26 protein-coding genes, 1 tRNA gene and 2 pseudogenes are annotated in these 24770 nt (G+C 72.1%); 14 read left to right on the top strand and 15 right to left on the bottom strand.

What is annotated here, in order from left to right; translation table 11 throughout:
* Positions 1-15 precede the first annotated feature (15 nt).
* Together ABZU52_RS06900 and ABZU52_RS06895 are read right to left on the bottom strand one after the other, a co-directional pair.
* Entirely contained in the window at positions 16-879 is an 864-nt protein-coding gene (locus tag ABZU52_RS06900; protein ID WP_354970129.1) for an oxygenase MpaB family protein, read from the bottom strand.
* Between the two features lie 66 nt (positions 880-945).
* On the bottom strand, positions 946-1374 hold the full coding sequence (locus ABZU52_RS06895; RefSeq protein ID WP_354970128.1) for a Fur family transcriptional regulator: 429 nt from the start codon (positions 1372-1374) through the stop codon (positions 946-948).
* A gap of 202 nt (positions 1375-1576) precedes the next feature.
* Here ABZU52_RS06895 and ABZU52_RS06890 point away from each other — a divergent pair, with 202 nt between their 5' ends.
* Positions 1577-2059, top strand: coding sequence for a DUF2231 domain-containing protein (locus tag ABZU52_RS06890; protein ID WP_354970225.1), 483 nt, complete (start codon positions 1577-1579; stop codon positions 2057-2059).
* A 160-nt stretch (positions 2060-2219) separates the two neighbouring features.
* Here the strand turns inward: ABZU52_RS06890 and ABZU52_RS06885 are convergent, their stop codons facing one another.
* Positions 2220-2717, bottom strand: coding sequence for a hypothetical protein (locus ABZU52_RS06885; RefSeq protein ID WP_354970127.1), 498 nt, complete (start codon positions 2715-2717; stop codon positions 2220-2222).
* A 141-nt stretch (positions 2718-2858) separates the two neighbouring features.
* Here ABZU52_RS06885 and ABZU52_RS06880 point away from each other — a divergent pair, with 141 nt between their 5' ends.
* Positions 2859-3041, top strand: a complete 183-nt coding sequence (locus ABZU52_RS06880; RefSeq protein WP_112581848.1) for a hypothetical protein — start codon at positions 2859-2861, stop codon at positions 3039-3041.
* Positions 3042-3146: 105 nt separating this feature from the next.
* Here the strand turns inward: ABZU52_RS06880 and ABZU52_RS06875 are convergent, their stop codons facing one another.
* Positions 3147-3401: a hypothetical protein gene (locus ABZU52_RS06875; protein WP_354970126.1), complete on the bottom strand. Its 255-nt coding sequence runs from the start codon at positions 3399-3401 to the stop codon at positions 3147-3149.
* Between the two features lie 338 nt (positions 3402-3739).
* On the opposite strand from ABZU52_RS06875, the gene ABZU52_RS06870 reads away from it, so the two are divergent.
* The gene (locus ABZU52_RS06870; RefSeq protein WP_354970231.1) at positions 3740-3949 is read left to right on the top strand and encodes a hypothetical protein; all 210 of its coding nucleotides are present in this window, start codon (positions 3740-3742) and stop codon (positions 3947-3949) included.
* 14 nt (positions 3950-3963) lie between these two features.
* Here ABZU52_RS06870 and ABZU52_RS06865 read toward each other — a convergent pair.
* Both ABZU52_RS06865 and ABZU52_RS06860 read right to left on the bottom strand, forming a co-directional pair.
* Positions 3964-4170: pseudogene (locus ABZU52_RS06865) on the bottom strand (FmdB family zinc ribbon protein); the annotation flags it as partial.
* Positions 4167-4844 carry a 5-formyltetrahydrofolate cyclo-ligase gene (locus ABZU52_RS06860; RefSeq protein ID WP_354970125.1) on the bottom strand — a complete coding sequence of 226 codons (678 nt, stop codon included), beginning with the start codon at positions 4842-4844 and terminating at the stop codon, positions 4167-4169. The pseudogene ABZU52_RS06865 and the gene ABZU52_RS06860, both read right to left, overlap by 4 nt.
* An 85-nt stretch (positions 4845-4929) precedes the next feature.
* On the opposite strand from ABZU52_RS06860, the gene ABZU52_RS06855 reads away from it, so the two are divergent.
* The 8 genes from ABZU52_RS06855 to ABZU52_RS06820 all read left to right on the top strand — a co-directional run bounded on the left by ABZU52_RS06855 (position 4930) and on the right by ABZU52_RS06820 (position 13649).
* A complete protein-coding gene (locus ABZU52_RS06855; protein ID WP_354970124.1) occupies positions 4930-7284 on the top strand; it encodes a diguanylate cyclase in 2355 nt (784 codons plus the stop codon).
* A gap of 9 nt (positions 7285-7293) precedes the next feature.
* Positions 7294-8256 (top strand): UTP--glucose-1-phosphate uridylyltransferase, encoded by a 963-nt coding sequence (locus ABZU52_RS06850; RefSeq protein WP_354970123.1) that lies wholly within the window; start codon positions 7294-7296, stop codon positions 8254-8256.
* Complete coding sequence (glp, locus tag ABZU52_RS06845) at positions 8253-9566, top strand: gephyrin-like molybdotransferase Glp (RefSeq protein ID WP_354970122.1); 1314 nt, start codon at positions 8253-8255, stop codon at positions 9564-9566. The genes ABZU52_RS06850 and glp overlap by 4 nt, the downstream gene beginning before the upstream one ends.
* A gap of 111 nt (positions 9567-9677) precedes the next feature.
* On the top strand, positions 9678-10328 hold the full coding sequence (locus ABZU52_RS06840; RefSeq protein ID WP_354970121.1) for a GNAT family protein: 651 nt from the start codon (positions 9678-9680) through the stop codon (positions 10326-10328).
* A 177-nt stretch (positions 10329-10505) separates the two neighbouring features.
* Positions 10506-11288, top strand: coding sequence for a hypothetical protein (locus ABZU52_RS06835; RefSeq protein ID WP_354970224.1), 783 nt, complete (start codon positions 10506-10508; stop codon positions 11286-11288).
* 286 nt (positions 11289-11574) lie between these two features.
* Positions 11575-11651 (top strand) — tRNA-Ala (locus tag ABZU52_RS06830).
* A gap of 318 nt (positions 11652-11969) precedes the next feature.
* A complete protein-coding gene (locus ABZU52_RS06825) occupies positions 11970-12212 on the top strand; it encodes a hypothetical protein (RefSeq protein ID WP_354970120.1) in 243 nt (80 codons plus the stop codon).
* Between the two features lie 174 nt (positions 12213-12386).
* Positions 12387-13649: an ATP-binding protein gene (locus ABZU52_RS06820; RefSeq protein WP_354970119.1), complete on the top strand. Its 1263-nt coding sequence runs from the start codon at positions 12387-12389 to the stop codon at positions 13647-13649.
* 99 nt (positions 13650-13748) lie between these two features.
* Here ABZU52_RS06820 and ABZU52_RS06815 read toward each other — a convergent pair.
* The 3 genes and pseudogenes from ABZU52_RS06815 to ABZU52_RS06805 form a co-directional block, all read right to left on the bottom strand.
* Positions 13749-14003, bottom strand: a pseudogene (locus tag ABZU52_RS06815) (hypothetical protein); the annotation flags it as partial.
* A 158-nt stretch (positions 14004-14161) separates the two neighbouring features.
* Entirely contained in the window at positions 14162-14536 is a 375-nt protein-coding gene (locus tag ABZU52_RS06810) for a hypothetical protein (protein ID WP_354970118.1), read from the bottom strand.
* 92 nt (positions 14537-14628) lie between these two features.
* A complete protein-coding gene (locus ABZU52_RS06805; protein ID WP_354970117.1) occupies positions 14629-14970 on the bottom strand; it encodes a hypothetical protein in 342 nt (113 codons plus the stop codon).
* A 604-nt stretch (positions 14971-15574) separates the two neighbouring features.
* On the opposite strand from ABZU52_RS06805, the gene ABZU52_RS06800 reads away from it, so the two are divergent.
* Complete coding sequence (locus ABZU52_RS06800; protein WP_354970116.1) at positions 15575-16660, top strand: Gfo/Idh/MocA family oxidoreductase; 1086 nt, start codon at positions 15575-15577, stop codon at positions 16658-16660.
* A 52-nt stretch (positions 16661-16712) separates the two neighbouring features.
* On the opposite strand, the gene ABZU52_RS06795 is transcribed toward ABZU52_RS06800, so the two are convergent.
* Complete coding sequence (locus ABZU52_RS06795) at positions 16713-17489, bottom strand: DUF4352 domain-containing protein (protein ID WP_354970115.1); 777 nt, start codon at positions 17487-17489, stop codon at positions 16713-16715.
* 202 nt (positions 17490-17691) lie between these two features.
* On the bottom strand, positions 17692-18348 hold the full coding sequence (locus ABZU52_RS06790) for a 4'-phosphopantetheinyl transferase superfamily protein (protein WP_354970114.1): 657 nt from the start codon (positions 18346-18348) through the stop codon (positions 17692-17694).
* Between the two features lie 198 nt (positions 18349-18546).
* Between ABZU52_RS06790 and ABZU52_RS06785 the strand changes: the two genes are divergently transcribed.
* Positions 18547-18816 carry a hypothetical protein gene (locus ABZU52_RS06785; protein ID WP_354970113.1) on the top strand — a complete coding sequence of 90 codons (270 nt, stop codon included), beginning with the start codon at positions 18547-18549 and terminating at the stop codon, positions 18814-18816.
* A gap of 45 nt (positions 18817-18861) precedes the next feature.
* Here the strand turns inward: ABZU52_RS06785 and ABZU52_RS06780 are convergent, their stop codons facing one another.
* The 3 genes from ABZU52_RS06780 to ABZU52_RS06770 all read right to left on the bottom strand — a co-directional run bounded on the left by ABZU52_RS06780 (position 18862) and on the right by ABZU52_RS06770 (position 23002).
* Positions 18862-19644 carry a peptidase gene (locus ABZU52_RS06780; RefSeq protein WP_354970112.1) on the bottom strand — a complete coding sequence of 261 codons (783 nt, stop codon included), beginning with the start codon at positions 19642-19644 and terminating at the stop codon, positions 18862-18864.
* The gene (locus ABZU52_RS06775) at positions 19644-20930 is read right to left on the bottom strand and encodes a VWA domain-containing protein (protein WP_354970111.1); all 1287 of its coding nucleotides are present in this window, start codon (positions 20928-20930) and stop codon (positions 19644-19646) included. The genes ABZU52_RS06780 and ABZU52_RS06775 overlap by 1 nt, the downstream gene beginning before the upstream one ends.
* Before the next feature lie 362 nt (positions 20931-21292).
* A complete protein-coding gene (locus ABZU52_RS06770) occupies positions 21293-23002 on the bottom strand; it encodes a phospholipid carrier-dependent glycosyltransferase (RefSeq protein WP_354970110.1) in 1710 nt (569 codons plus the stop codon).
* A gap of 84 nt (positions 23003-23086) precedes the next feature.
* Here ABZU52_RS06770 and rsmI point away from each other — a divergent pair, with 84 nt between their 5' ends.
* Complete coding sequence (gene rsmI, locus ABZU52_RS06765) at positions 23087-23935, top strand: 16S rRNA (cytidine(1402)-2'-O)-methyltransferase (protein ID WP_354970109.1); 849 nt, start codon at positions 23087-23089, stop codon at positions 23933-23935.
* Between the two features lie 31 nt (positions 23936-23966).
* Here rsmI and ABZU52_RS06760 read toward each other — a convergent pair.
* A partial coding sequence (locus tag ABZU52_RS06760) for a hypothetical protein (RefSeq protein ID WP_354970108.1) occupies positions 23967-24770 on the bottom strand: 804 nt, incomplete at its 5' end.

The raw sequence follows: 24770 nt of genomic DNA, 5'->3' as shown, positions 1-24770 counted from the left end.
CGTACCGAGGTCGGGTCAGCCGGCCAGTGCCGCGGCGGCGTGCCGCGCGGCCCGCTCCTTGGCTGCCTGCATCAACGGCCCCTCCAGGTAACGGCGGGGGACGGCAGCGAACGCGAGCCGCAGCGCGCGCACGGTCAGGTCTGCCGACAGCGCGGTGGTCGGTAGACCGAGACCTCCGTACATCCGGTGCGCCCACGTCGGCAGCAGCGCGAACGCGGTGCCGGCGATCCCCAGGTACGCCCAGCGCGGCGGGCCCAGAGTGAGCCCCAACCGGACCGGCAGGCTGAGCTTCCACGGCAACGGCGGGGCGGTGAGGAACACCGCCGTCTCGGCGGCCTCCCGGGTCATCCGCAACTGGGGCCGTACGGACTGGTAGTAATCCGCGACCTCGGCGGCGCTGCCCGGGACGGTGGCCGGGTCCAGGCCGACCAGAGCGGCGGCGCGGCGTTGCTCGGTGTAGTAGCCGTCCACCTCGGCGTCGCTCAGCGGCAGCCCGGCACGTCGGGCCGTGCTCAGGAACGACTCGACCTCGGTCACGTGCACCCAGCGCAGCAGGTCCGGTTCGTCGATCCGGAACTCCTCACCGGTCAGCGTGTCGGTGGCCCGCAACCGGTCGTGCAGGCGGCGCAGCCGAGCCCCGGCGGCCTCCGCCTCGGTGGTGGTCCCGTAGACGGTGGTCGCCACGTAGGTGGCGGTGCGGACCAGCCGGCCCCAGGCGTCGGTGCGGTAGTTGCTGTTCTGCGCGACCCCGGCCATGGCCCGCGGGTGCAACGCCTGAAGGTAGAGCGAGCGCAGGCCGGCGACGATCAGGATCGGCTCCTCGTGCACCTTCCACGTGACCGAACCCGGACCGAACAGGCCGAGGTCATCGGAGTCCACCGCCCAAGAGTGCCACGGTCCAGCCGGCCCCGCCGGTCGCGTACGCCGGTGCCGCTCTGTCCGCGGTCAGACGTCGGCGGAGCGGCGGGCCCGGCAGCCTGGGCAGAGACCCCAGAAGGTCACTTCGGCCTCGTCCACCTCGAACCCGTGCGCGCCACTCGGCTCCAGGCACGGGGCGCTGCCCACCGCGCAGTCGACATCGGCGATCTCGCCGCAGCCCCGGCAGACCACGTGGTGGTGGTTGTCGCCCACGCGCGCCTCGTAGCGGGCGGGACTGCCGGCCGGCTCGATCCGCCGCGACAGCCCGGCCCGGGACAACGCGCCCAGCACGTCGTAGACCGCCTGGGTGGAGACCGAATCGAGGCGTTCGCGAACCCGCCGGGTGATCTCGTCGACCTCCAGATGGCCGCCGCCGGCCAGCACGTCGAGCACCGCGAGGCGTGGCCGCGTCACACGCAGGCCCCTCGACCGCAGCAGCTCCTCGGCACCGGACATTCGCCAATGACAGCACGACCGGTGCGCATCGACAACCGTCGCCCGCCCCGGGTGGCGACCGACACAACCAGGCAGGATCGGGAGTACGGCCCAGAGGAGTGAACCCGATCGACGCGGCGCGCGTGTGTTCGGTCGAGAGCCTGGGGACGATCGGCGGACCATAGGCTGAGCACCCCTGACCATGATCCACCTGGAGGGTTCGATGTTCGAGGAGATCCTGGGTCTGCCGGTACACGTCCTGGTGGTCCACGCGGTCGTCGTGTTCGTGCCGCTGCTGGCGGTGCTGGCCATCGCGTACGTGGGGCTCCCGCGCTGGCGGCACCGGCTCGACTGGGCCCTGGGCCTCCTCGCCGTGGCCGCGCCGGTGACCGCCTACGTCGCGGTCAGGTCGGGTGAGGCGCTCACCGACGCGCTGGTGGCCCGGGGCTTCCAGGGGCCGATCCTCGATCAGATCTTCGAGCACTCCCGCTACGGCGACATCCTGTTCCGCATCGTGCTGCCGCTCGGGATCGTGGCCGTCCTGCTGCTCGTGGCGACCAGTGGACACCCCCGGGTGCCGCAGTTGCCCGCGCTGGTCACCCCGGTGCTGGCGGTAGCGGCCGTGGCGCTCGCCATCGCCGCCCTGATCTACGTCTACCTGACCGGACACTCCGGCGCCGAGACGGTCTGGGGCACCACCCTCTAAGAGATCTTGGACAGTTTCCGTTCCGTGCTAACGGAAACTGTCCAAGATCTCCTGAGGGGGCAGCTGCGAGATGGAATCTGGTCTGTGCCCTCTGGTCTGTGGCCGCTGAGTCGCGGCCCTGCTGGGTGTGGCTGTCGGGCTGCTGCCCGGGGGGTGGGCATCAGAAGATGACTCGCGAGCAGAGCAGGCAGAGCAGAACCAGCAGCACCACGCCGGCCGCCGCGCCGAAACCGTAGGTGACCCGCTGCGAGCGCTGCTCGGCCGCGTCCAGGCCGACCATGTCCTGCGGGGGCAGTTGCCGCGGCGGCGCCGGCTGGAGATGTACGGGCGGACGCCAACCCGCCGGCGGCGGCACGCTGGGCGGCGGGCCGGCGTACCCGCTGGGCGGGTGCCCTGTCGGTTTTGCGCTGGTGGGCTCGGTCGGTGGGTGGCCGGCGTGCCCGCTGGTCGTGCGTTCGGTCGACGTTGCGCTGGTGGGCTCGGGCGGTGGTGGGGTACTGGGCCGGCTGGGCGGGTGCGCTGTCGACGTTGCGCTGGTGGGCCCGGTCGGTGGTGTGGTCGCTGGCGCGGCCGGCGGTTGGTCCGCCACTGCGTCGTCACCGGTGTCAGGCCGTCGCCAGTAGTCGTCCGGGGTGCTGCCACCGCTGGGGGTCGTCACGCCGTCCGACGCTACCAACGCCACCGGCGGCCCGGTCGTTTCTGGGCGGCGTGCCACGGTTGTCGGTCTGGCCGTTTCCTGCCGGCGTGCCACGGTCGGCGGCCCGGTCCGTCGTCGTCGGCTGCGCTAGTCTTGCCGCTCGTGAGCACCGAAGACCCCGGCACGCACGGCGTACGTGGAGACGATGACCGCGCCGTCGACCTGAGCGAAGACTTCGTGGTGCTGCCCGAGCAGACCTCTGACGACACCGACCGTGGTTGGGGCGAGCGGTCGGGCGGCAACGACGACTGGCTGCTCGCCGAGCGCCCCCCGCACTGGGACTGACCTCGGCGGCTCCACCAGGTCCCCACCACGTTGGGGTCCGGCAGCCGACCGTGGGCGACAGCAGGTCGGTCGGCAGCCGACCGTGGGTGATAGCAGGTCGGTGCTTTACCTGGGGGTGTCCGGAGCGCCTTTTCTGATGTCGGCCGATGGGCCCTCGTCGACCTGCCGGGCCGTGTGGTCTGCCGTGGTTGGCGCCTCGGAGGGCACGGCGGTCGGCGGGCATTCGGCCGGGGTGTGCAGGACTGCGGCGGCCAGGCCGAGCAGCGCGGCGACCAGACCGGCCCGGAGCAGGGTGCGCCCGCCGGGCAGAGTGAGCTGGCGTAGCGGGCGCAACGCCCGCGCGGAATCCGGACCGACCATCGCCTCTGCCGCCTCCCGTCCCCGAGCGCCGCAGTGGCACCCATGGACGGCAGGCTAGGCAGTTCCCCGCCACCTCGGCCGACCCTCGGCGGACGCCTGTGGACAACCGCCCGGCCTGTGGACAACGCCCATTCGTCGGCTTGATCTGCTACGGCAACGCCTTGATCGACTCGGGGTCAAGGAAGGCGGGCTATCCGCGCGGCGAGGACAGGCCGGTTTCCTGAAACCCGAGTGGATCAAGGTCGGCCGAGTGGATCAGGGGTCGCCCGGGTTGTTGAAGGCCCGGCCACACCGGTCGGGCCTTCGACGATCAGGATGCGGAGCTGGTCGCCGCGGCCTTGCCGCCGCTCGATCCACCCGAGGACGACCCGGAGGACGACCCCGCGGATGACGATGAGCCTGAGGACGACCCGGACGAGGACGACGAGGACGAAGAAGACGACGAGGTCGACGAGCTGTCACCGGAGGACGACTCGGACTTCGCCGGCTTGCTGGCCGTGCCGCCGGCCGTCGTCTCGGAGCCGGACGCCCGGGAGTCGGTGCGGTAGAAGCCCGAACCCTTGAAGACGATGCCGACCGAGTTGAAGACCTTGCGCAGCCGCCCCTGACACGCCGGGCACTCGGTCAGCGGCTCGTCAGAGAAGGACTGCACCGCCTCAAGCTGGTGACCGCACGTGGTGCAGGCGTACTGGTACGTGGGCACGTTCTCCTCCGGATCTGGGCTCAGCCAGTTGGCACTCGACGTATTCGAGTGCCAATGGTGCGTCATTCGCCCCGGGTTCGTCCAGCGGACGTGTGGGGCGCGACACCCTGCGCCGCACCCGGGCCGCCGTCAAGCGTACGCACCCCGTCGGCGGGGGTGACGACCGCGCGCACCCGACGGTCGTGTGGCTCCACCGGCAGCGCCTCGACCAGCTCACCGTCGTGCAGGGGCACCACCGTCAGGGCTGCCTCGGGTACCCGGGCCAGCGCCCGGTCGTACGAGCCGCCGCCGCGCCCGAGCCGCCGACCGTGGCGGTCGACCGCGAGAGCCGGTACGACCACCAGCTCCGCGTGCGCCACGGCGGCCACCCCGAGACGGGCACCGGCTGGTTCTCGGATACCCCGCCCCGCCGCGATCAAGGCAGCCGGCCCGGTATACGCCGCCCAGTCCAGATCCAGGTCGTCGAGGAGCACCGGCAGCAGCAACTCGGCCTCCGCCGGCAGGGCCGCCCGCAGAACCTCGGGCAGGTCGGCGCCGCCCGGTTCGGAGCCGACCGGCACGTACGCCGTCATCCGGTTCGGGCGCAGCCGGCGTACCAGAGCGACCAGCTCGGCCTGCACGCGCCCGGCGGCGGCCGCCCGGGTCGCGGCGGGCAGTGACCGGCGGCGAGCGAGCAGCTCAACGCGGGTGTCCCGCTTCGTCACCCGGGTCACTTCCGCTTCATCAGAAAATTCCGGCACGCAACACTCCTGACGCAACGCCTCTCCCGCGGTTGCACTGTGTCAGCATCGCAAGCAACGGAGGCGGAACTTCCGGGGGGACCGAGTGACGCTACGCGGGCGGTTGACGGCAGCCTTCCTCGTGGTGGTGCTCGGGCCGGTCCTGCTCGGCGCGCTCTTCGTCGCCTCCACCGTCGCGGCGGTCGACCGTAGCCGCTCCACCGACCGACTGGCTGTGGCGGCGTCCGCCGTGCGTACCTCGGTCGACGCGCTCTGCCAGCAGCTACGCGCCACCGCCGACGCGGTGGCGCTCAGCGCCGATCCGCCGGTCGCCGCCACGCAACTGGTCGGCCGGGGCCTGGCCGCCGCGGTGCTGATCACCGACGTGGCCGGCCGGGTCAGCTACGTCTCACCCGGTGCGCCGTCGACCCCGTGGCAGGACTGCGCCGGCTCGACCGACGGCACGAACGGGGGTTCGACCGACGGTTCGACAAGCCCGGTCCGTGCGCTGGCCGCCCAGGTCGACCTGCACAATCGCGCTGGCGCCCCGCTGGGCACGGTGACCGCCGCGCAACTGGTCGACCCGGCCTTCGTGGCCCGGCTGGCCGCGGTGACCGGGGTGGCGGTCACCCTGCTCGACAGTGGGGCGAGCGCCGCGGGGGTCACCCACACGACCGAGTCCCGTGACGTACGCGACGCGGTGCTGGCCGCCGCCGTCGCGGTCCGGGGCGAGCAGGTCACCGAGACCAACGAGGGCCGGTACGTGCGCCGGCTCCGACCCTCCGACCGGCAGCCGCTGCCGTTGGTGCTCTCCGTGCCCAGTGAACGGCCACCGGGTCTGCACGCCACGCTGGCCGGGGTGGTGGTGCTGGCCGGGCTGCTCGCCGTGCTGACCGCTTGGCGGCTCGCCCGGGTGACCACCCGGCCGCTGGCCGAGTTGGCCGGCGCGGTCGACCGGGTGGCCCAGGGCGACCTGACCGCCCGGGTGCCGGTGCGCAGTCGCGACGAGTTGGGGCGGTTGGCCGCCGCGTTCAACCGGATGACCCGGGAGACCGGCTCCTACGTCGCCGCGTTGACAAGCAACCGCGACCAGCTGCGCGGTCACCTCGCGGTGCTCGGCGACACCCTGGCCAGCACCCACGACCTGCAACGCATCCTGCGGGTGATCCTGCGTAGCGCCATCGGGGCCACCGGCGCGCGGGCCGGCGCCGTGCTGCTGGTGGAGACCGGCGGGGTGCTCGTCGCGCAGTGCACCGAGGGGTTGGACGGGCGTTGGCCGGCCGAGGAGGCGGACGGGCCGCAGACGCTCCGGGTGCCGGTCGGCGTCGGGGTGGTCGGCGAGGTCGCCGCCACCGGGGAACCGCAGCGCGGCAGGGCGGAGCCGACCGAGGCGCCAACGGGTGAGCCGCGCTGCCGCACCTACGTCGCGGTTCCGTTCGCCGCCCCCGGCGGCACCACCACCGCCACCCTCGGCCCACCCTCGGGGTCGGCCGACGAGGCCGGCGCGGCGGCCGCGCTCGGCGTGCTGGCCCTCTACGACCGGCTGGGCGCCGACGAGTTCGACGACGACGACCTGGCCACCCTGCGCACCTTCGCCGGGCACGCGGCGGTGGCGGTGGACAACGTCCGGGTGCACGAGGAGGCGCAGCGGCTCTCCCTCACCGACCCGCTCACCGGGCTGTGGAACTACCGCTACCTGCGTGAGTCGATCCGGCGGGAGGTGGAACGGGCCAGCCGTTTCGGGCGGATGCTCAGCGTCCTCGCGTTGGACCTGGACCGGTTCAAGAACGTCAACGACACGTACGGGCACGCCGCTGGGGACACCGTGCTGGCCGAGTTCGCCCGGCGGGTGCGTGCGGAGATCCGTGAGGTCGACCTGGCCTTCCGCCAGGGTGGTGAGGAGTTCGTGCTGCTGCTGCCGGAGACCGACGCGCGGGGCGCGGCGATCGTGGCCGAGCGGCTCGGCGCGGCGGTACGCGACACGCCCATCGCCGTCGAGGCGTACGCCGGGCCGGTCCTGGTGACCGTGTCGGTGGGCATCGCCGTCTTCCCGGACCACGGCAGCACCGGGCGGGAGGTGCTGGAGGCCGCCGACGACGCGCTCTACGCGGCCAAGGCGGCGGGCCGTGACACGTACCGGGTCGCCGAGGTGCGCTCGGATCTGCCGACCCGGGAGATCCCGGTGCTCGCCTGTGCGGTCAGCCCACCCGACGGGCTGCCGCGCGCCGGCCAGCCGGTGCAGGCCATCCGGGAGCCGGGCGGATCCGCCCGGTCCGACCCTGCTGTGGGCGTACCGGAATCGTCGCTGGCGGGCCCGGCGCAGGCCCGCCCGGACACCGCCGACGACACCGCGGACAGCGCGGCGGGCGGGGCGCGGGCCGGCCCGGACGCGGCACGGCCGGGGTCAGGTGGCGGCGCGTCTTCTGGGCCACACCCGCCGCGGCAGAGCCGTGGCCGATAGTCTCGCGGCATGTCGGAGCACTCAGCGAACCCCTCATCAACGGTCGCCGCAACTGGCCGTCCCCTGGCGGTCAAGGCCGTCATCCCGGCCGCCGGACTGGCCACCCGGTTCCTGCCGGCCACCAAGGCGGTGCCCAAGGAACTGCTGCCGGTGGTGGATCGGCCGGTATTGCAGTACATCGTCGAGGAGGCCACGCAGGCCGGCATCGGCGACGTGTTGCTGATCACCGGTCGGGGTAAGACGTCGATGGTGGACCACTTCGACCGTCGCCCGGACCTGGAGGCCAGGTTGGAGGAGAAGGGCGACTCCGAGCGGTTGGCCGCCGTGCGTCGGCCCAGCGAGCTGGCCGAGATCTACACCGTGCGGCAGCCCGAGCAGCTCGGGCTCGGCCACGCCGTCGGGTACGCCGAGTCGCACGTCGGCGACCAGCCCTTCGCGGTGCTGCTCGGCGACGAGTTCGTCAAGCTGTCGGAGCCGCTGCTGCCGGCGATGCTGGAGTTGCAGGCCCGCACCGGCGGTGTGGTGCTCGCCTTCTTCGAGGTCGACCCGGCCGAGACCAAGCGGTACGGGATCGCGTCCGTCGAGCCGGCCGAGGCCGACCTGACCGACATCGGCGAGGTCGTCAAGGTGACCGGCATGGTGGAGAAGCCGCAGCCGGAGGACGCCCCGAGCAACCTCGCGGTGCTCGGCCGCTACGTGTTGCCGGGCAAGATCTTCGACGCGATCCGGCGGACCAAGCCGGGCAGCGGCGGCGAGATCCAGCTGACCGACGCGATGGAGCTGCTGCGCACCGAGGGCACCCCGGTGCACGCGATCGTCTACCGGGGCACCCGCTACGACACCGGCATGCCGCTGGGGTACCTCCAGACGGTGGTGCAGATCGCCGCCGAGCGCGACGACCTCGGCACCGAGTTCCGGGCCTGGCTGGCCGACTTCGTGAAGGCCGACGCGGCAGGCGGATCTGGTACATGACCGCGACGGCCGACGCCGAGGCGGCCGCGAACGAGTTGACGCCGCTCGCCGACTACCTGGGCAGCGTGCTGCGCAGGTTGCGCGCGCTGCCGCCACTCGACCTCGACCTCACCCAGGCGCACGGCAACGTCCTCGCCGAGGACGTCGTCGCGCCGCACGCCTTCCCGGCCTTCGACCAGGCGGCCGTGGACGGCTACGCCGCGCGCTGGGAGGACATTTCCGGAGGGGGCCGGGGGCCCAGCTACATCCCGGCCCCCTCCGGCACGCGCGGCGGTCGCACCATCCGGCTGAACGTGGTCGGCGATCTCGGTGCCGCGAGCTGGCGGCCGGTCCGGCTCACCCCGGGCTCGTGCTTCTCGGTGGCCGCCGGGGCGCCGCTGCCGGTCGCCGCCGACGTGGTGGTCCCGGTGGAGTGGACCGACCAGGGCATGGCCGCCGTGGAGATCTTCCGCACCCCCAAACGGGGGTACGGGGTACGCCGCGCCGGTGAGGAGCTGCCCGCCGGGGCGCTGCTCGCCCGGGCCGGCACGTACGTGTCCCCGGCCCTGGTCGCGGTCTTCGCGGCGACCGGCATCGGGCACGTGGTGGTCCGGCCCAGTCCACGGGTGGTGATCGTGGCGACCGGTGACGAACTCGTCGACGTGGGCCGGGGCAGTCAGCCCGGCCAGGTGGTGGACGCGAACTCGCACGCACTGACCGCCGCCGCGGCCGAGGTGGGGGCACTCGCGTACCGGGTGGGCATCTGCGACGACGACCCGGAGGGGCTGCGCGGGCTGCTGGAGGACCAGACGCTGCGCGCCGACCTGATCATCACCACCGGGGGCACCGGCACCGGCCCCGGCGACATGGTGCGCCGGATCCTCTCCCGCCGCGAGGGCGGGCGCGCCGGGCCGGTCACGTTCACCGACGTGGCGCTCTACCCCGGCACCGCGCTCGGCTTCGGCACGGTCGGCGCCGAGGAGGTGCCGGTGGTCTGCCTGCCCGGCGACCCGGGCGCCGCGTTGATCGGCTTCGAGGTGCTGGCCCGCCCGGCCATTCAACTGCTCGCCGGCGCTGAGCCGGTGTTCCGCCCCAGCGTGCGGGCGCACCTGCTGGAGACCGTGTCGTCCCCGGCGGGGCTGCGCGAGTTCCGTCCCGCCCACGTCGCCGAGCGGCGCGGGGGCGGATACACGGTCCAGCCGCTCAGCGGCGGGCCGTTCACCCTCTCCGGACTGGCCGAGGCCAACGGGCTGCTGGTGCTCGGCGAGCGGGTCACCACCGCCGCGGCTGGCTCCACCGTGGACGTCCTGCTGCTGGACCGCCGCCGGTGACGTGTCCCGGCCGGTCCGCTCGCGACCCGCGCCGGGTTGCCGTCGGACAAGTGCGGTGAACGCGGCGGGGCCACTTGCGCGCGACACGGTCCCGCGCGGGAGACTGTGCGGGTGAGTCTCTTCGGACCCGCGCGGTCACCGGGCTGGCCGGTGGAGCTGGCCGACGGCCCGGTGCTGCTGCGACCGTACCGGCGCTCCGACGCGGCCGCGTGGTCGGAGGTACGGCGGGCCAACCGCGCCTGGTTGGCACCCTGGGAGTCGTCACTGCCCGGCGGTTGGGACGAGATGAACTCGCCGGCTGCGTTCCGTTGGGTGCACCGTGACCAGCGCCGCTCGGCCCGGGAGGGTGAGGGCATGCCGTTCGCGGTCTGCCTGCGCGAGGCCGACCGGGACCGGCTGGTCGGGCACATCAACGTGGGCAGCATCGTGCGGCGGGCGCTCTGCTCCGGCTACGTCGGCTACTGGGTGGACGCACGGGTCGCCGGCCGAGGCGTGATCCCGACCGCGCTCGCGCTCGCCGTGGACCACGCGTTCGGTCCGGGTGGGCTGCACCGGGTGGAGGTCAACATCCGTCCGGAGAACCGGCCGTCCCGGCGGGTGGTGGAGAAGTTGGGCTTCCGCGAGGAGTCGTACCACGTGCGCTACATGCACATCGACGGCGCGTGGCGGGACCACATCGGGTACGCGATGACGAGTGAGGAGATCGCTGCCGAGGGTGGCCTGCTGGCCCGCTGGCACCGGGTACGCGCCGCCGCTCGGTGAGCCGTCCCACGGACGGGATCGGCGCGGCGCGGTGGCATCCCGGTCGGTGCGCCGTAACCTCAAGTAACTGCAAGCTGCGGCAAGCGCTCCCCAGCCGGACGATCCACGCGCCCAGGCGCGATTGATGGAAGATCCTGCGGTCGGAGAGCGGGTGCTTCGAATTCGGTGACGGGAGGGGTGAGGGTGCCGACCTCGGTGCTCCTCGCCGTCCTCGCCGCCGCCGGCCTGCTCGCCCTGGCCCCGGCGCTGGTTCGCCGGTACGACGCCACCGAGCGGCTGGTGGCGGAGCGGGCGCAGTCGACGGCGCGGGTGCTCCAGCGCCGCCGACGGCGCCGCACTGTGCCGGGACGGCGCCCCGTCCACCCTCCGCGCTCACTGGTCGTCACCCTCAGCCAGGATGCGGCTACCGGTGCGTTGAGCGCGCCGGTCTCCGCACCCCCGGCCGCCCGCCGCTCCGGTCGACTGCGCGCCGTGCCTCCCGCACCGAAGCGGTCCCGTCGCCGCCCGCCACCGCGCCGGCAGCACACCCCCGCCGTCTACCGGCGTCGCCGGGTGCTCGCCGCCCTGCTGCTCCTCAACGTCGTCGAACTGATCGGCGTGCTCTTCGTCAGCCCCGGCTTCTGGGTCGGCTTCGGGGTCACCTTCCTGCTCCTCGCCATGTACGTCGTCCACCTGCGCGGTCGGGCCCTCGCCGGGCGTCGCCGCCGCCGCACCCGAGCCCGGGAGGCCGCCTGGTTGGCCGCCCGGCAGGCCGAGGTGCGCCGGGAGCAGGCCCGCCGGGCCACGGCTCGCCGGGAGGCGCAGCGTCGCCTGGCCGCCCAGCGCGAGGGGGTACGCCGAGCCGCCATGGGCCTGGACCGGCCGGGAGACCTGCCGGCGGCGGTCAACGGTGGATCGGTCTCGTACCGGCGGTCGGGTGGCCTCCGCGGCCGCCCCTACGAGGCCGGCCGAGGCGCCTGACGCGCTCCCGGTCCTGGCCCGCGCCGCCGGTCCTGGCCCGCGCCGCCGGTCCTGGCCCGCGCCGCCGGTCCTTGCCCGAGTTGGCCGGGTTGATCGACTCGGGTTTCTGGGAGTCGGGGTGTCGCGGCGTCCGGGACGGCGCGATTTTCGGGAACCCGAGTCGATCTTCGGGTGGGGCGGAGCGCCGGGCAGGGGGCGGATTCGCGGTGCGGGGCGCCGACCTGTTAGCCTTGCTGCCGGCCCGCCCGGTGTAAGCCGGGTGGGACCGAAGCCGGTTCGCCGGCGGGGGGCTGTGGCGCAGACTGGTAGCGCACCTCGTTCGCATCGAGGGGGTCAGGGGTTCAAATCCCCTCAGCTCCACCAAGAAACAGCAGGTCAAGGGCGGGTTTCCGGATGACGGGGAACTCGCCCTTTGATCGTTTGACCGTCGTTTGACCGCCGGACGGAGCCCCAGACCGCGGCACAGGGGCGGCAGAACTCGAGCCGAACGGCTGAGTTCGACGGAGTCGGTGGCCCCAAGCGTGAGGTTACGCAGCGGTCGAGTGCCCCCACGATGTGCGTCACCGTGCGGCTCATAGCTCCGGCCCGTCAACTCTGACGGGCGCTGTGCGTCCATAAGACGTGGTTCGCTGGATGCTGAAGTAATTGCTAGCTACAGGTGCGTCCCGGTTGTGAGAGAACTTGACCGCTAGCATTCCTGGCGTTGAATCGCTGACGCCAGCACCGATCCGCGGCGCATCGATCCACCGGCACGTAAAGAACCTCTGGCGGATTATCGAACCGGACCTGGACGTCCGCGAAACCGGTCGCTACCTCCTGCTGGCTGGCACGGGCCACAGGGTCCGCAAGACCACCCGTCCGACGACGGCCGTCGTCGGCTTGTCCGTGACGTTCAGCAACATCAGAGTGCTCACCGCCAGTTGACCAAGACTGCGGCAAGTCAGTGCGGCCGAGCCCTGTGGTGGTCCGACGATGTTCCTCGCCGATCAGTGTGCCGCCGCATATCGAACGCCACAGGCCCGCGAACCGAACATCGCCGAGCCGCAGATCGAAAGCAGACCTGCCCGCAGATCGTAACCCCGCCGGTTATCATGACTCGTGCCCACACCGCACTTGATACCCCGCCACGCCGCCGCGCAGGTCGACGCAGCACTCGCTGACACCCGCGTCGTGCTGATCAGCGGAGCACGCCAAGCAGGCAAGAGCACCCTGGTTCGCATCGTCGCGGGCGACCGGCTCGCCGAGCGCCGCGATCTCGACCGGGCGCAGGACCGGGCTGCGGCGATCGCTGACCCGGTTGGTTTCGTGGACTCCGCCGAACTGCTGGTGATCGACGAGATCCAGCGCGCTCCGGAATTGCTGCTGGCCATCAAGGCGGCCGTCGACGAGGACGTTCGTCCCGGCCGCTATCTGCTCACCGGCTCATCGCGGCTGTTCGGCATGGTGGCTGCCCCGGACGCGCTGCCCGGCCGGATGGAAACCGTCGAGCTCTGGCCGTTCTCACAAGGTGAACTCGACGGTGAGCCGGACGGATTCGTCGACGCGGTCTTCGCGCTCGGCCCCGAACTGCGACACGAGTCGGACGTGACCCGCGCCGACTACGCGGCCAGGATCGTGCGAGGCGGCCTGCCCGAGGCCACGAACCGCGTCGACCCACGGCGCCGCCAACGGTTCTTTGACGCGTATGTCCAAGCGCTCATCGATCGCGATGTGCGACAACTGTCCGACATCCAGCACAAGGGCGAGCTGCGCAAGCTGGTGCGCCTACTCGCCGCCAGATCCGCGACCATCATCGCCGCCAACGCCCTCGAATCCGCCCTCGGACTGAGCCGCCCGACGATCGCACGATACTTCCAGGCACTGGAAGAGATCTTCCTCATCAAGCGGATCCCCGGTTGGTCCCGAAATCTTGGCACCCGTTCAACTGCCGCGCCGAAACTGATCTTTGTCGACTCGGGTATCGCCGCCAACGAGATCGCGACCGACGCCCGCGCACTGCTCCGGCCGGGCGCATCGTTCGGCGCATTGCTCGAATCATTTGTCTTGTCCGAGCTGTCCCGCCAGCTCACCTGGTCGGAGCAGTCTGCCGACCTCTCTCACTACCGCGACCAGAGTAGGTACGAGGTCGACGCGGTGCTCGAGAACAGATCCGGGCATGTGGTCGGGATTGAGGTCAAGGCAGCCACAACCGTTGGATCCGACGATTTCCGCGGATTACGCCGACTCGCCGACCGCCTCGGCGACGACTTCATCGCCGGCATCGTCCTCTACACCGGGACCTCGACACTGCCGTTTGGCGACAGGCTCCGCGCAATGCCGGTCAGTGCCGTGTGGCAGGTTGCCGGCCCACGGACAGGCTGACCGGGGCGCTCGCCTCCGGCGGCGACGGCACCAGTGCGAGCATCCGCGCCGGGTCGGGGTCCGCCGTCCGCTTGTCCGTGGCGGCCCACGTGCAGCCCGTCATCGGCTTCGGGCACCGAGCCCGGCCCTGATCTTCTGCTCCGAAATCCCTGAGTTCTCGTCCAGCAGCGCCACCTCTTCGCGGTAGGTCTTCAACGACCCATACGTCGCGTCCCACTGCTCACGCTCCATGATCAGCTCCGCCGCCCGTTCCCGGCGGTTCTCGTGGGTGATCCACTCCTTGCCTTCGGCAGCGATGCCCTCCAGGACATGCAGGGTGCGCTCGAGGCCCGAGGCGTCGAGGGAGACCTGGGAGGCGATGCGGTCGTCGTCGCCGAGCTCCGGCATGCCTGGGGTCAGGGGTTCAAATCCCCTCAGCTCCACCCCTGAAAGAAGGCCGTCTCCCATGCCGGGAGACGGCCTTTTTGGATCTTGTGCTGCGGGCAGACGCGGCTGTTCCCGCGGTCGCGAGGTCAGCTCCACTGCAGCCTGGTGAGTTCGGCCCGAAGCTGTTTCAGGCTGAGAGTCTCGCCTTCGGGGGGCGTCAGCCTCAGCGCGTACGTCGTGTCCCCGACCTGCCACTGCACCTGCCAGGAGGTGCCGGTGCCGGTGATGGTGCCTTCGCGTGAGCCGATGGAGACGGTGCCGACGGCTGACGGACGCTCCCCTCCGACTGCGCGGCCACCGCTCGCCGAGAGCGTGGAGCCGTTCGGGCCGTTGTACCCCTGACACCAGCCCTCATCGCAGTGACTCGGATGCGGACTCCACCTCCTGTCGGAGGCCAGATCCGGCAGTTCGCGGTCGGAGAAGGTCGGTGGTGGCAGTGCACTGGCGGCGTCGCGGAGCATCCGACCGCCGAGGGGCTGCTGAAGTGAGACGACGACGGGCACCCGCTGGCCAGTGGTCGCAGTGCAGTCCGGAGCCTCGATGATGCGACCGCTCACCGCGATGACGACCGAGGTGGCGGTCTGCTCGGTGATCGTGGCCTGCGGCTGATCGAGTCCTTGCAGGGCCGGTCGCCCGGGGTGGCGTACACGGTGATGGTGGTGTCGTCACGGGCGACCATCGCGGCGTTCCACTCGATGGCCGGCACCGCGGGCGGTGCCGTGGTGGCGTTCGCGAGCTGCGTCGTGGCCCGGCTTGGCGTGCGGCGGTTGAGCACGATGCCGCCGACGAGCGCGAGGGCGACCAGTACGCACGCCGCTGCGGCGCCGAAGCGACGGTAGCGGTTGACGCGATTCTCGGTGCCGCCCTCCGGTACGAGCCGGTCGTCCCTCTGCACAGCTGCTGACCCCCGAGATCGCCTGGATCCGGATCGTACTGAACACCCGGTGCTTCCGGCGCCCCTAGACGATCTATTTCAAGGGACCTGACCGCCGACGTCCGTCGGTCGGGGACGTGTCGCGGCGAGTTGACCTCCGGCTGCGACAGGCACCAGACGCTCCCATGCGGCACGACCCGCGGGCCGTTCCACCCGCCATCGCTGGCAATCTTGGACACTTTCCGTTAGCAGCTAACGGAAAGTGTCCAAGATCTACCCGGTCAACCGCCTCGGACGGCGTCGCCGGCACGGTCTTCGACCATCAGACGCACCACCACCTCCGCTCACCGAAACCTCGGAATAGATCGTCTAGGAGAAGGGTTCGGCAGGTCCCAGGTGATCCGGGCGCCACCCTGCTCACGTCGACCGCTCGCGGCGGACGCGCCCGTGCCGCCCGCCGGTGTCCGCCAGGCCGTCCGGAGGCTCGTCACCTGCTCGGTACGGAGATCCTTGGCGAAGAGGACGCGGTACACCCGCCGTACAGCTCGCAACGGGTCGATTGTCACCAGCACAACCTGAGTGAAGAAGAACGGTTAGCATCCGGACCTCTACGTGAGGAGCCCAGATGACTTCGGTGGCCCAGACCCGGTTCGGCATCGTCGGCAGTGGTTGGCGAGGCGAGTTCTTCCTTCGCCTGGCCCGGCTGCTGCCGGAGCGCTTCCGGGTGACCGGGGTGGTGACGCGTACCGAATCGCGGGGAGCTGCCGTGACGGCCGAGTGGGGCGTACGGACCTTCCGCACGACGGCGGAGTTGCTCGCCCACGAACGGCCGGACTTCGTCATCGTGTCGGTGCCGTGGTCGGTGACACCCGACGCGACCCGGGAGCTGGTCGCGGCCGGCGTACCGGTACTCGCGGAGACGCCGCCCGCCCCCGACCTGGCGGGGCTGCGCGCGCTCTGGGCCGACGTCGGAGACAGCGGCCTGGTGCAGGTCGCCGAACAGTACCTGCTGATGCCCGGGCACGCGGCCCGGCTGGCGCTGGTCCGCGCCGGGGTGCTCGGCGAACCAACCTCGGTCCAGATCTCCTCGACCCACCTGTACCACGCGGTCTCGCTGATCCGTGGCCTGCTCGGCGTCGGGCAGGAGAGCGCCGAGGTGAGCGCCCGCACCTTCGTCGCGCCGCTGGCCAACCCGCTCTCGCCCGCCGGCTGGAGCGGCGACGACACCCCGCAGCAGCTCACCACCACCCTCGCGACCATCGACTTCGGTGGGCGGATGGGGTTGTACGACTTCACCGACAACCAGTGGTGGAACCCGCTGCGTACCCGCCGGTTGGTGGTGCGGGGCTCGCGCGGTGAGCTGGTGGACGACCGGGTCGTCCGGTTGATCGACCCGACCACGCCGGTGGAGTCTCGCCTACTGCGTCGCCAGACGGGCCTCGACCTCAACCTGGAGGGGCTCGACCTGAAGCACATCAGCTTCGACGGCGACGTGGTCTATCGCAATCCGTTCGTCGGCAGCGGGATGTCCGACGACGACATCGCGGTGGCCGACATCGTCGCCCGCGCCGGGGCGTGGGCGCGGGAGGAGGGCCCGGCTCCGTACTCCCTCGCCGAAGCCTGCCAGGACCACCTGATCAGCCTCGCCATCGAAGAATCGGCCCGCACCGGCCAGCCGGTGGTCACCGCCGAGGAGGCGTGGGCACGGTAGGCCCAGCCGAACGCGGGGCTGGCCGGTTGGGCCGACCCCGCGCCCGGAACGTTCACGGTTTCCAGGAACCGGCGGTCTCGAACTGGTCCTGGTACTCCAACGCGCCCGAGGTGTCGTGCACGTCGAACACCACGCTGCCGGTGTGCCTGGTGCCGGCGGTCAGGTCGTCGCTGGCGGGCATCGGTTCGCCGCAGCCGGAGAGGGCCCCACCGATCGCGGTGGTCTTGGTGCCGTCGGCGGCGACCCACTGGAAGAAGAGCGGGTTCGTGGAGGCGATGCCCTTGGTGACGGCCACCGTCACGTCGGCGATCACGTACATGCCCTCGCCGGGCTTCAGCCCCTGGCGTTTGCAGGGTTTGGTGGCGCTGCTGAACTTCGTCACGGTGATCTCGACGGTGCCGGCCTCGCTGTTGACGATCAGGGTGTCGCCCGGCGACATGTCGCGGGTGTCGCCGTCCACCGGCGGCGGCGTCGACGGGGTGGCCCCTGCCTCGCTCACCGTGGTCGAGGCGTGATTGGCGCCGATGACGACCGCCACGATGCCGCCGGCGCAGGAGAGCAGGGCGAAGACGGCCACGGTGACCGCGACGACCACCGCGGACTTCTTGGAGCGGTCGGTCTGCACCGGTGGTGGCGCGATGATCGGGTAGCCCGGGCCACCGGGTGCCCGATATCCGCTGCCAGCGTTCGGGTACCCGCCGGCCGCCGGGTACGCAGCCCCCGAGAACGGCGGCTGCGGTGTCGTCGCGAACGTACGGGTCGGCGGCTGCGGGTTCGGTTGCTGGGGGTCCTGCGGCCCGGCGGAGGGCTGGGGGTGGGGGTGGCTCACCGTACTCCTTGACGCATCGGTACGTGCGGTGCGGGAACCCTTCGACGCTACCGTGGGTGGCGCAGTGCCCGATCGCCACGCCGGAGGGCTTCCACCATGGGGGAGGTTTCACTGCACTGGCCAGCATGGATGGTGGTGGGTCGATCACCGAGCGCCATTGTGGACAGGTATTCCGTTCGTTGCTGTGAGTAGCCATACGAGGTCAGCGCAGCGGAAGCGCGGCGGCGGTGCGGACCAGCCCGTCCGCGATCACGAAGCGACCGGTGATCGATGCCGGCGGGTCGTCGACCCCCGCCGCGTCCACCCGGGCCGGCGCGATCCGGGCGGTGAACGTGCCGGCGTCCGGATCAAGGTCGAGTCGGGCGTCGTGGAAGTCCAACCAGCCGCGGACGATCGGGTACCACACCTTGTAGACGGTCTCCTTCGCACTGAACAGCACAACCGGCCAGTAGGTGCCGCTGGGTAACCGCGCGCAGGCCTCCTCCTCCTCGGGCAGCAGCACGAGTCTGCGTACCCCCGGATTGACCTCGCGGTGCTGCTCGGCGTCCATCCCGACGGACCGGATGTCGGTGGTGTGCGCCGCGGCGGCGGCGCAGTAGCCGGCGGTGTGGGTGATGCTGCCGACCACCCCGGCCGGCCAGACCGGCGCGCGGTCGGCGGCGGCCGGCACGGCGGTCGGCGGCAGGCCGAGGTCGCGCAACGCCCTGCGGGCGCAGATCCTCCCCGCAGCGAAATCCCGCCGGCGGGTCCGCGCCGCCCGATCGCCGAGACATGCCTGCTCAGCGGGGAGCAACTCGCCCGTCCAATCCTCCGGCCCCGCGATGGCTACCGCGACCGTCGATGGCAGCAGGTCATGCATTCCGGTGACCTACTGGTCGGTAGGAACAGCGCATCGGGTCAACCGTCAACTTTCCGACTCCCACGACCGCCGAAAGTACCGCAAAGATGTATCACCGGAGGGACGCGCGGCGCCCTTCCTGATGGCTCCGGGGGGACCACCATCAATGCTGGACGGCACGGTAGCCGCCAGCCCCGTGGACATCTGGAAGGACGTGCGATGACCGATGGTGCGGAACGGCCGGGGGTGCGGGCTGACGAGCACGCCCCGAAGACCCCCTGCTGGAGCTGCGGCTCCTGCGGTGACGAGTGGCCATGCGCGACCAAGCGCGCCCAGCTGCTGGCGGAGTACGGGGGTGATCGCGCCATGCTCAGCGTCTATCTGGGCTCCTGCCTCGCCGCTGCCACCGAAGATCTGCGCGCCGCCCCGGTGATGTCGCTCCAGGACCGGTTCATCGGCTGGTTGCCGCGCGGCCCCCGGCGTAGCTGAGCCGCTGGTGGCCCCGCCGCCGGGCGGGGCCACCAGCGCGGGCGTTCAGCGACGTCGAGGCCGCCGGGTCACCGCGAAGCCGAACACGCCGGCGACCGCGGCGAGCGCGCCGCCGATGCCGGTCCAGACCCAGCGCGAGCCGAGATCCGGCAACCAGTCCGTGAGCGAGTCGCCCTCGTCGTCGGTCTCCGCGTCCACCGGGGGTACGGCGTTGAGCACCGTGCCGGCCTTGGTGTTCGGCACCAGCGGGGCGGCCAACTCGCCGTCGTCAGCCGAGGCGCCCCGGTCGGCGATGGTGCCGACCAGCAGGTCGACGTCGATCGGCGCGCCCAGATCCGGCTCCGGCAGGTCGATCACGGAGAGCCGGATGACGTACGTGCCGGGCAGTGGGTCGGCCGACCAGGGCTCCGCCCACGGCCGCACCTCGCGCAGCGTGCAGCCCAGCACCACGTTCGACGCCTTCGGGTCCACGGTCGGGGTCTGTGCTCCCGCCGTGCACGCCTGGCGTCGGCGTAGCCCGTCGAAGACGTCCACCGTCCAGGTGGAGGCCCCGCTGCGTCCCTTCGGGAAGGTCACGGTGGCGGTGATCTCGTGCACCTGGCCGGCCGTCGCCGGGAACGACCAGTAGAGGTGGTCGCCGATCGAGGCGTCCACCCGTACCGGTTGCCCGGCGGTGATCGGGGTGGCGGTGAGGAACGACGTGCCGGCACGGTTCACCGGCGTGGCACCCGGGGAGGGGGTCGGGGCGGCGACGGCCGCAGCGGGAAGCAGAGCGGCCCCGCCGGCGGCGAGCAGCGCCGCCATCGACCGGAACAGTGCGGTACGCATCAGTTCTCCCTCCAGGTGGCGACCCACCAGCGGGTGAGCAGGCCGGCGAGCAGACCGGTGACGAGCCCGGCGATGGTGAGCAGGGCGAGCAGCACCCAGCCCCGGCCGAGGTCCGGTCCGTCCGGCGCCGGTGCGGCGGCGACCACGTCGATGGTCAACTCCACCGGCATGCCCGGGGTCGCCGCGGTGCCGGGACGAGGGGCGAAGGAGTTGCTCACCACCAGGCAGACGGTGGTGGGCTCGACGACCGGCGTGGCGCCCTCCTCGGTCTCGGCGGCATCCTCGTCGTCGTCGGCGGTGGCCGACCAGCGCAGCCCGGCGGAGAGCACGTCGGCCCGTCCGCTGCCGGCGTCCGCGCCCCGGACCAGTTCCCGGCCGTCGGCGGCGGTGGCCCGCAGCAGCACCCCGTAGTCCCGGTTGACGGCTCGGTCCAACGCCATGCTCACCGAAGCCCGCAGCTCCTGCCCGGGGCGGATCGGCACCCGGTAGTAGCGGTGCTCGGAGAACGCCTCCCGGTCGGCGTAGACGCCGGGGGCGAGCAGGGGCGCCGAGTCGCAGGCGTTCGCGCCGCCGACCACGGTCGGCGCCCGGGTGTGCGTGTCGCCGGCCCGCTCGACGAGCTGTTTGATCCGGTCGGTCAGCTCCTCGGCGCTCTGCGCGGCGGTGTAGGTCCCGCCGGTCGCGCTGGCGATGCAGAGCAGTTGCCGGCGGACCTTCTCGTCGGGGGCCAGGCCGAGGGTGTCGACGATCAGGCTGGTGCCCTGGGCGGCCAGTTCCCGGGCCACCTCGCACGGGTCCGGCGGAGCGCAGGTGTCCTCGCCGTCGGTGATCAGCACGATCCGCCGGGTGGTGGCCCCGGTGCCCAGGTCCTGGGCGGCGGAGCGCAGCGCCAGCCCGACCGGCGTGAACCCGGTCGGCCGCAGTGTCGCCACCGCCGCCTTGGCGGCGGTCCGGTCCACCGGGCCGACCGGCACGATCTGCTGGGTGTCCTGGCAACCGACCTTCTTGTCCTTGCCGCGGTAGGTCGCGCCAAGCACCCGGATGCCGAGCTGTGTCTCCTCGGGTAGCGCGTCCACCACCTCGTTGAAGGCCTGCTGGGCGACCGCGATCCGGGTGCGTCCGTCGATGTCGGCGGCGCGCATCGACCCGCTGACGTCGAGCACCAGCTCGACCCGGGGCGGCTCGGGCGCCAGCTCCTCGTCGGCCTGCGCCGGGGTGGGCCCGGCCAGCGCGGTGGTCGCCAGCAGTCCGAGAAGGACCGCCGTCGATCGTCTGAAGTTGATCACGACCGCAGTGTAGTGAGATCCACTTTGGATGATCGTTTGGGTGGAGGGGTGCGGAACAGACGCCTACGGCGGGTCAGGGAGCATCTCTGCCGGCCGCGCCCGCGCTCTGGGTCCACGCCGGGTCACCCTCGGTCAACTGTGAGAGGGGCGGTGTCGGTTCGGCCAGCATCCGTCGGAAATCTGACCCAAGTTGACCCGTTGTGCCGGTGGTGCGCGGTGGTTAAGCTCTTCATGCGCGCCCCAATCGCCCGCTTCCCCCGTGGCAGGCGATCGGGGCGCGCGTCTTTGTGCAGAAGGGCCCGCACGCGCAAGCGTGCGGGCCCTTCTTCCGTCGCGCGGCGCGGCGCGGCGCCTGTCGATGCTTATATCCACCGACCGTCGAGCCACATCCGGGACAGCCAGTCCGAGTACGGAATCACCCGGCCGACGAAGATCGGATAGAAGTACGCGAAGCAGAGCGCCACCAGCAACACGTACGCCCCCGCCGCGATGCTGCCCACCAGCCGGCGTTCATAACTCGGGTCACCGGGCACCAGCGGTGTCACCGCACCCACCTCACCCCCGGCCGGCGCGATCAGCGCGCCCAGCACGTACACCACGGCCAGCACCAGGAACGGCACCGCCGGCGCGGCGTAGAACGAGAACATCGTCCGGCCGTCGAGGGCGAACCAGAACCACGGCAGCAGGCCGGCGGCCACGGTGAGCAGGATCGCGCCGGCCCGCCAGTCCCGACGGGCGACACCCAGCCAGACCAGCGCCACCAGGGCGGGCAGGAACGACCACCAGAGCAGCGGGGTGCCGAGCAGCAGAATCTCGGAGGCGCAGGTCGGCGCGCCGCAGACGCCGTTGCTGGCGTAGTGGAACGCCACCGGCCGGCCCAACAGCAACCACTGCCACGGCCACGACTGGTACTTGTGCGCGTCGTCGAGCTGGGCGTGGAAGCCGTACGCCGCGCGGTGGTACTCGAAGAGGTTGATCAGCGGGCCGATCACCGGGCGGTCGCTGAGCGGGGCGCTCGGGTAGGACGACGCGAGCCGGTAGTAACCGTCGTCGGTGATCAGCCAACCGGACCAGGTGGCGAGGTAGGTGCCGACCATCAGCACGCCAGCGAGCACCAGCCACGGCAGCTCGTCGACCAGGGTGTCCCGCCAGGGCCGGCGGACCCCCGCCGAGCGGCGGACGCCGACCTCCCAGAGGAGCACCAGCAGCGCGAAGGCCGGTACGAAGTACAGGGCGCTCCACTTCACCGCACAGGCGCAGCCGATCAGTACGCCGGCCGCCAGCCGCCACCACGGCCAGGTGCGCCAACCGGTCGCCGGCCGACCGGCACGGCCCGGCTGGCTCGGATCGAGCCCGTCGTCCAGAGCCCGTGCCCAGCGACGACGGCGGGCGTCCCGATCGAGCACCAGCGCGCCGAACGCGGCAAGTACGAAGAAGAGCAGGAAGATGTCGAGCAGGGCCGTCCGGGACAGCACCAGGTGGAAGCCGTCCAGGGCGAGCAGCAGGCCGGCCGCGCAGCCGAGCACCGTCGAGCGGAACATCCGCCGCCCGATGCGAACCAGCAGCAGCACCGACAGCGTGCCGATCACGGCCGCCGAGAATCGCCAGCCGAACTCCGGCGCGGTGGTCATCAGGTGCCCGGGGACGGAGACCTTGGAATCCGCGTCCTGGTAGCCGAAGGCCCACTCGCCGACGCCGATCAACCACTTGCCCAGCGGTGGGTGCACCACGTACGACGGGACGTTGTCCTTGTAGTTCCACTCCACGCCACGGGAGATCAGCCCGTAGGCGTCCTTGGCGTAGTACGTCTCGTCGAAGATCTTGCCCGTGGGGCTGGACAGCCCGACGAAGCGCAGGATCGCCGCGATGGCCACCACCACTGCCGTGGCCAGCCAGGAGAACCGGTCCACCTGGCTGTCGACGGTCGCGAACCGTCGCCGCAGCGCGGCGGACACCCCGCCACCCTCGGCGCTCGGTGCCGTCGGCTCCTGGGGGGCACTCGCCTCACCCGTCACCTGGATCATCTTGTCCGGATCGGCGCTCGGGCTCTGCGCTGTCGACGCACTCGTCACCCGGCGATCGTAGGCTGCCAAGGGGTCCGGTGGCGTCCGTCGTCCCTGATACCGGTATAGCCAGTCAATGAAGGAGACGATTCCGTGGGTGAAATGTCCGAAGTTGGGCGCCTGATTCTGCTCGGTGCTCCGCTCGGCAACCCCGCCGACGCCTCGGCCCGTCTCCGGGAGGTGCTGATCAGCGCCGACGTGGTCGCCGCCGAGGACACCCGCCGGCTCACCCGGCTGGCCCGCGATCTCGACCTCACCGTCGGCGGTCGAATCGTCTCCTACTTCGAGGGCAACGAGGAGCGGCGCACCCCCGAGCTGGTCGAGGCCATCCTCGCCGGGTACGTGGTGGCACTGGTCACCGACGGAGGGATGCCGAGCGTCTCCGACCCCGGCTACCGGCTGGTCCGGGCCACGTTGGATGTCGGAGCCCCGGTCACCGTCGCCCCCGGGCCGAGCGCGGTCACCACCGCACTGGCCGTCTCCGGGCTGCCGTGCGACCGGTTCTGCTTCGAAGGCTTCCTGCCCCGCACCCCCGGCGGCCGTCGATCCCGACTGCGCGCGCTCGCCGCCGAGGAGCGCACCCTGGTCTTCTTCGAGGCGCCGCACCGGATCGGGGCGACACTCACCGACCTGGCCGACACGTTCGGGGCGGACCGGCCGGCCGCGCTCTGCCGCGAACTCACCAAGACCTACGAGGAGGTGCTCCGCCGCCCCCTTGGCGAGCTGGCCCGGTGGGCCACCGAGGGAGACCCGCGCGGAGAGATCACCCTGGTGGTGGCCGGGGCTCCGGTGACCGCCGCCGAACGCCCCGACGACGACACCCTGCGCGCCGCCGTCGCCGAGCGGGAGGCCGCCGGCCGGTCCCGCCGGGACGCCATCACCGAGGTCGCCACCGAGTACGCCCTGCGCCGCCGGGACGTCTACACGATCGTGCACAGCTGACCGAGCTGGTCCGGCTCGCCGGACGGCGGCATCACCACGCCGCGACCAGGAAGCCGACGGTGATCAGCGTGGGGCCGGCGATGGCGGTGGCCACCGCCCAGCGGCGGTGCCGGCGACCGGGCAGCCGGGCCGATCCGGTCCACCGGATGATGCCGGTGGTGCAGGCCAGCACCACCAGCAGACCGGGCAGCCACCGCAGGTGCCGGCCCACTCCGACGTCCGCGTACGCGGTGCCGCTGTCCGGGCCGGTCATCCGCGCCGGCAGCGGGGTACCGACCGCGCTCCCTTCGACGGGCACGCCGCTGACCCGGACACCATGGGCGATGAACCGCCCGTCGGCGGCCGTGAAGATCCCCCGGCACCGCTGGGTGAGCCCGCCGCCGGAGCAGTTGTCGATCACCACAGTGCCCGTTCGGGCGTGCCCGACCGCGAGCCAGAACGGGCCGGCGCTGACCCAGGCGAAGAAGGCCGCGACCAGGCTCAGCACCACCAGCGCGGTGAGCCCGGGCAGCGGATCCGGCGGTCGGGGCGTGCGGCCGGGGGCTCGACGTCGGGCCAGCCGGAAGCCGCGAAACCGCTCCGCTGGCGGGTCCTTGCGGACCGGGGTGCCGTCCCAGTGCACCTGCTCGATCGGTGCCCAGAACGCGGCGCCGTCGTCGTCCAGGGTGTCGTCGGGCCGGCGGTCCCGCTGCTGTCGACCCTGCTGCCGGACCGGCACCCGCCGCGGCACCGCGTCCACCGGCGCGCCGGTGGTGGGCTCCACCTCGACGGGCTCCGGACCGGCAGGCGTCGAGCCGGCCGGCGGGCCCGACGACCCGGGTCGCGCCGGGCTGGG

The organism is Micromonospora sp. NPDC005220, assembly GCF_040607895.1.
In the GTDB taxonomy this organism is placed as follows: Bacteria; Actinomycetota; Actinomycetes; order Mycobacteriales; family Micromonosporaceae; genus Micromonospora.
The sequence above is the reverse complement of the archived record's forward strand: the minus strand, read 5'-3'. Positions and strand labels throughout refer to the sequence as shown.

Coding starts and splice junctions, on each gene's coding strand:
- ABZU52_RS06895 (WP_354970128.1), bottom strand. CDS start 1,374: ATGTCCGGTGCCGAGGAGCTGCTGCGGTCGAGGGGCCTGCGTGTGACG.
- ABZU52_RS06890 (WP_354970225.1), top strand. CDS start 1,577: ATGTTCGAGGAGATCCTGGGTCTGCCGGTACACGTCCTGGTGGTCCAC.
- ABZU52_RS06875 (WP_354970126.1), bottom strand. CDS start 3,401: ATGGTCGGTCCGGATTCCGCGCGGGCGTTGCGCCCGCTACGCCAGCTC.
- ABZU52_RS06850 (WP_354970123.1), top strand. CDS start 7,294: ATGTCGGAGCACTCAGCGAACCCCTCATCAACGGTCGCCGCAACTGGC.
- glp (WP_354970122.1), top strand. CDS start 8,253: ATGACCGCGACGGCCGACGCCGAGGCGGCCGCGAACGAGTTGACGCCG.
- ABZU52_RS06810 (WP_354970118.1), bottom strand. CDS start 14,536: ATGCTCCGCGACGCCGCCAGTGCACTGCCACCACCGACCTTCTCCGAC.
- ABZU52_RS06800 (WP_354970116.1), top strand. CDS start 15,575: ATGACTTCGGTGGCCCAGACCCGGTTCGGCATCGTCGGCAGTGGTTGG.
- ABZU52_RS06790 (WP_354970114.1), bottom strand. CDS start 18,348: ATGCATGACCTGCTGCCATCGACGGTCGCGGTAGCCATCGCGGGGCCG.
- ABZU52_RS06785 (WP_354970113.1), top strand. CDS start 18,547: ATGACCGATGGTGCGGAACGGCCGGGGGTGCGGGCTGACGAGCACGCC.
- ABZU52_RS06780 (WP_354970112.1), bottom strand. CDS start 19,644: ATGCGTACCGCACTGTTCCGGTCGATGGCGGCGCTGCTCGCCGCCGGC.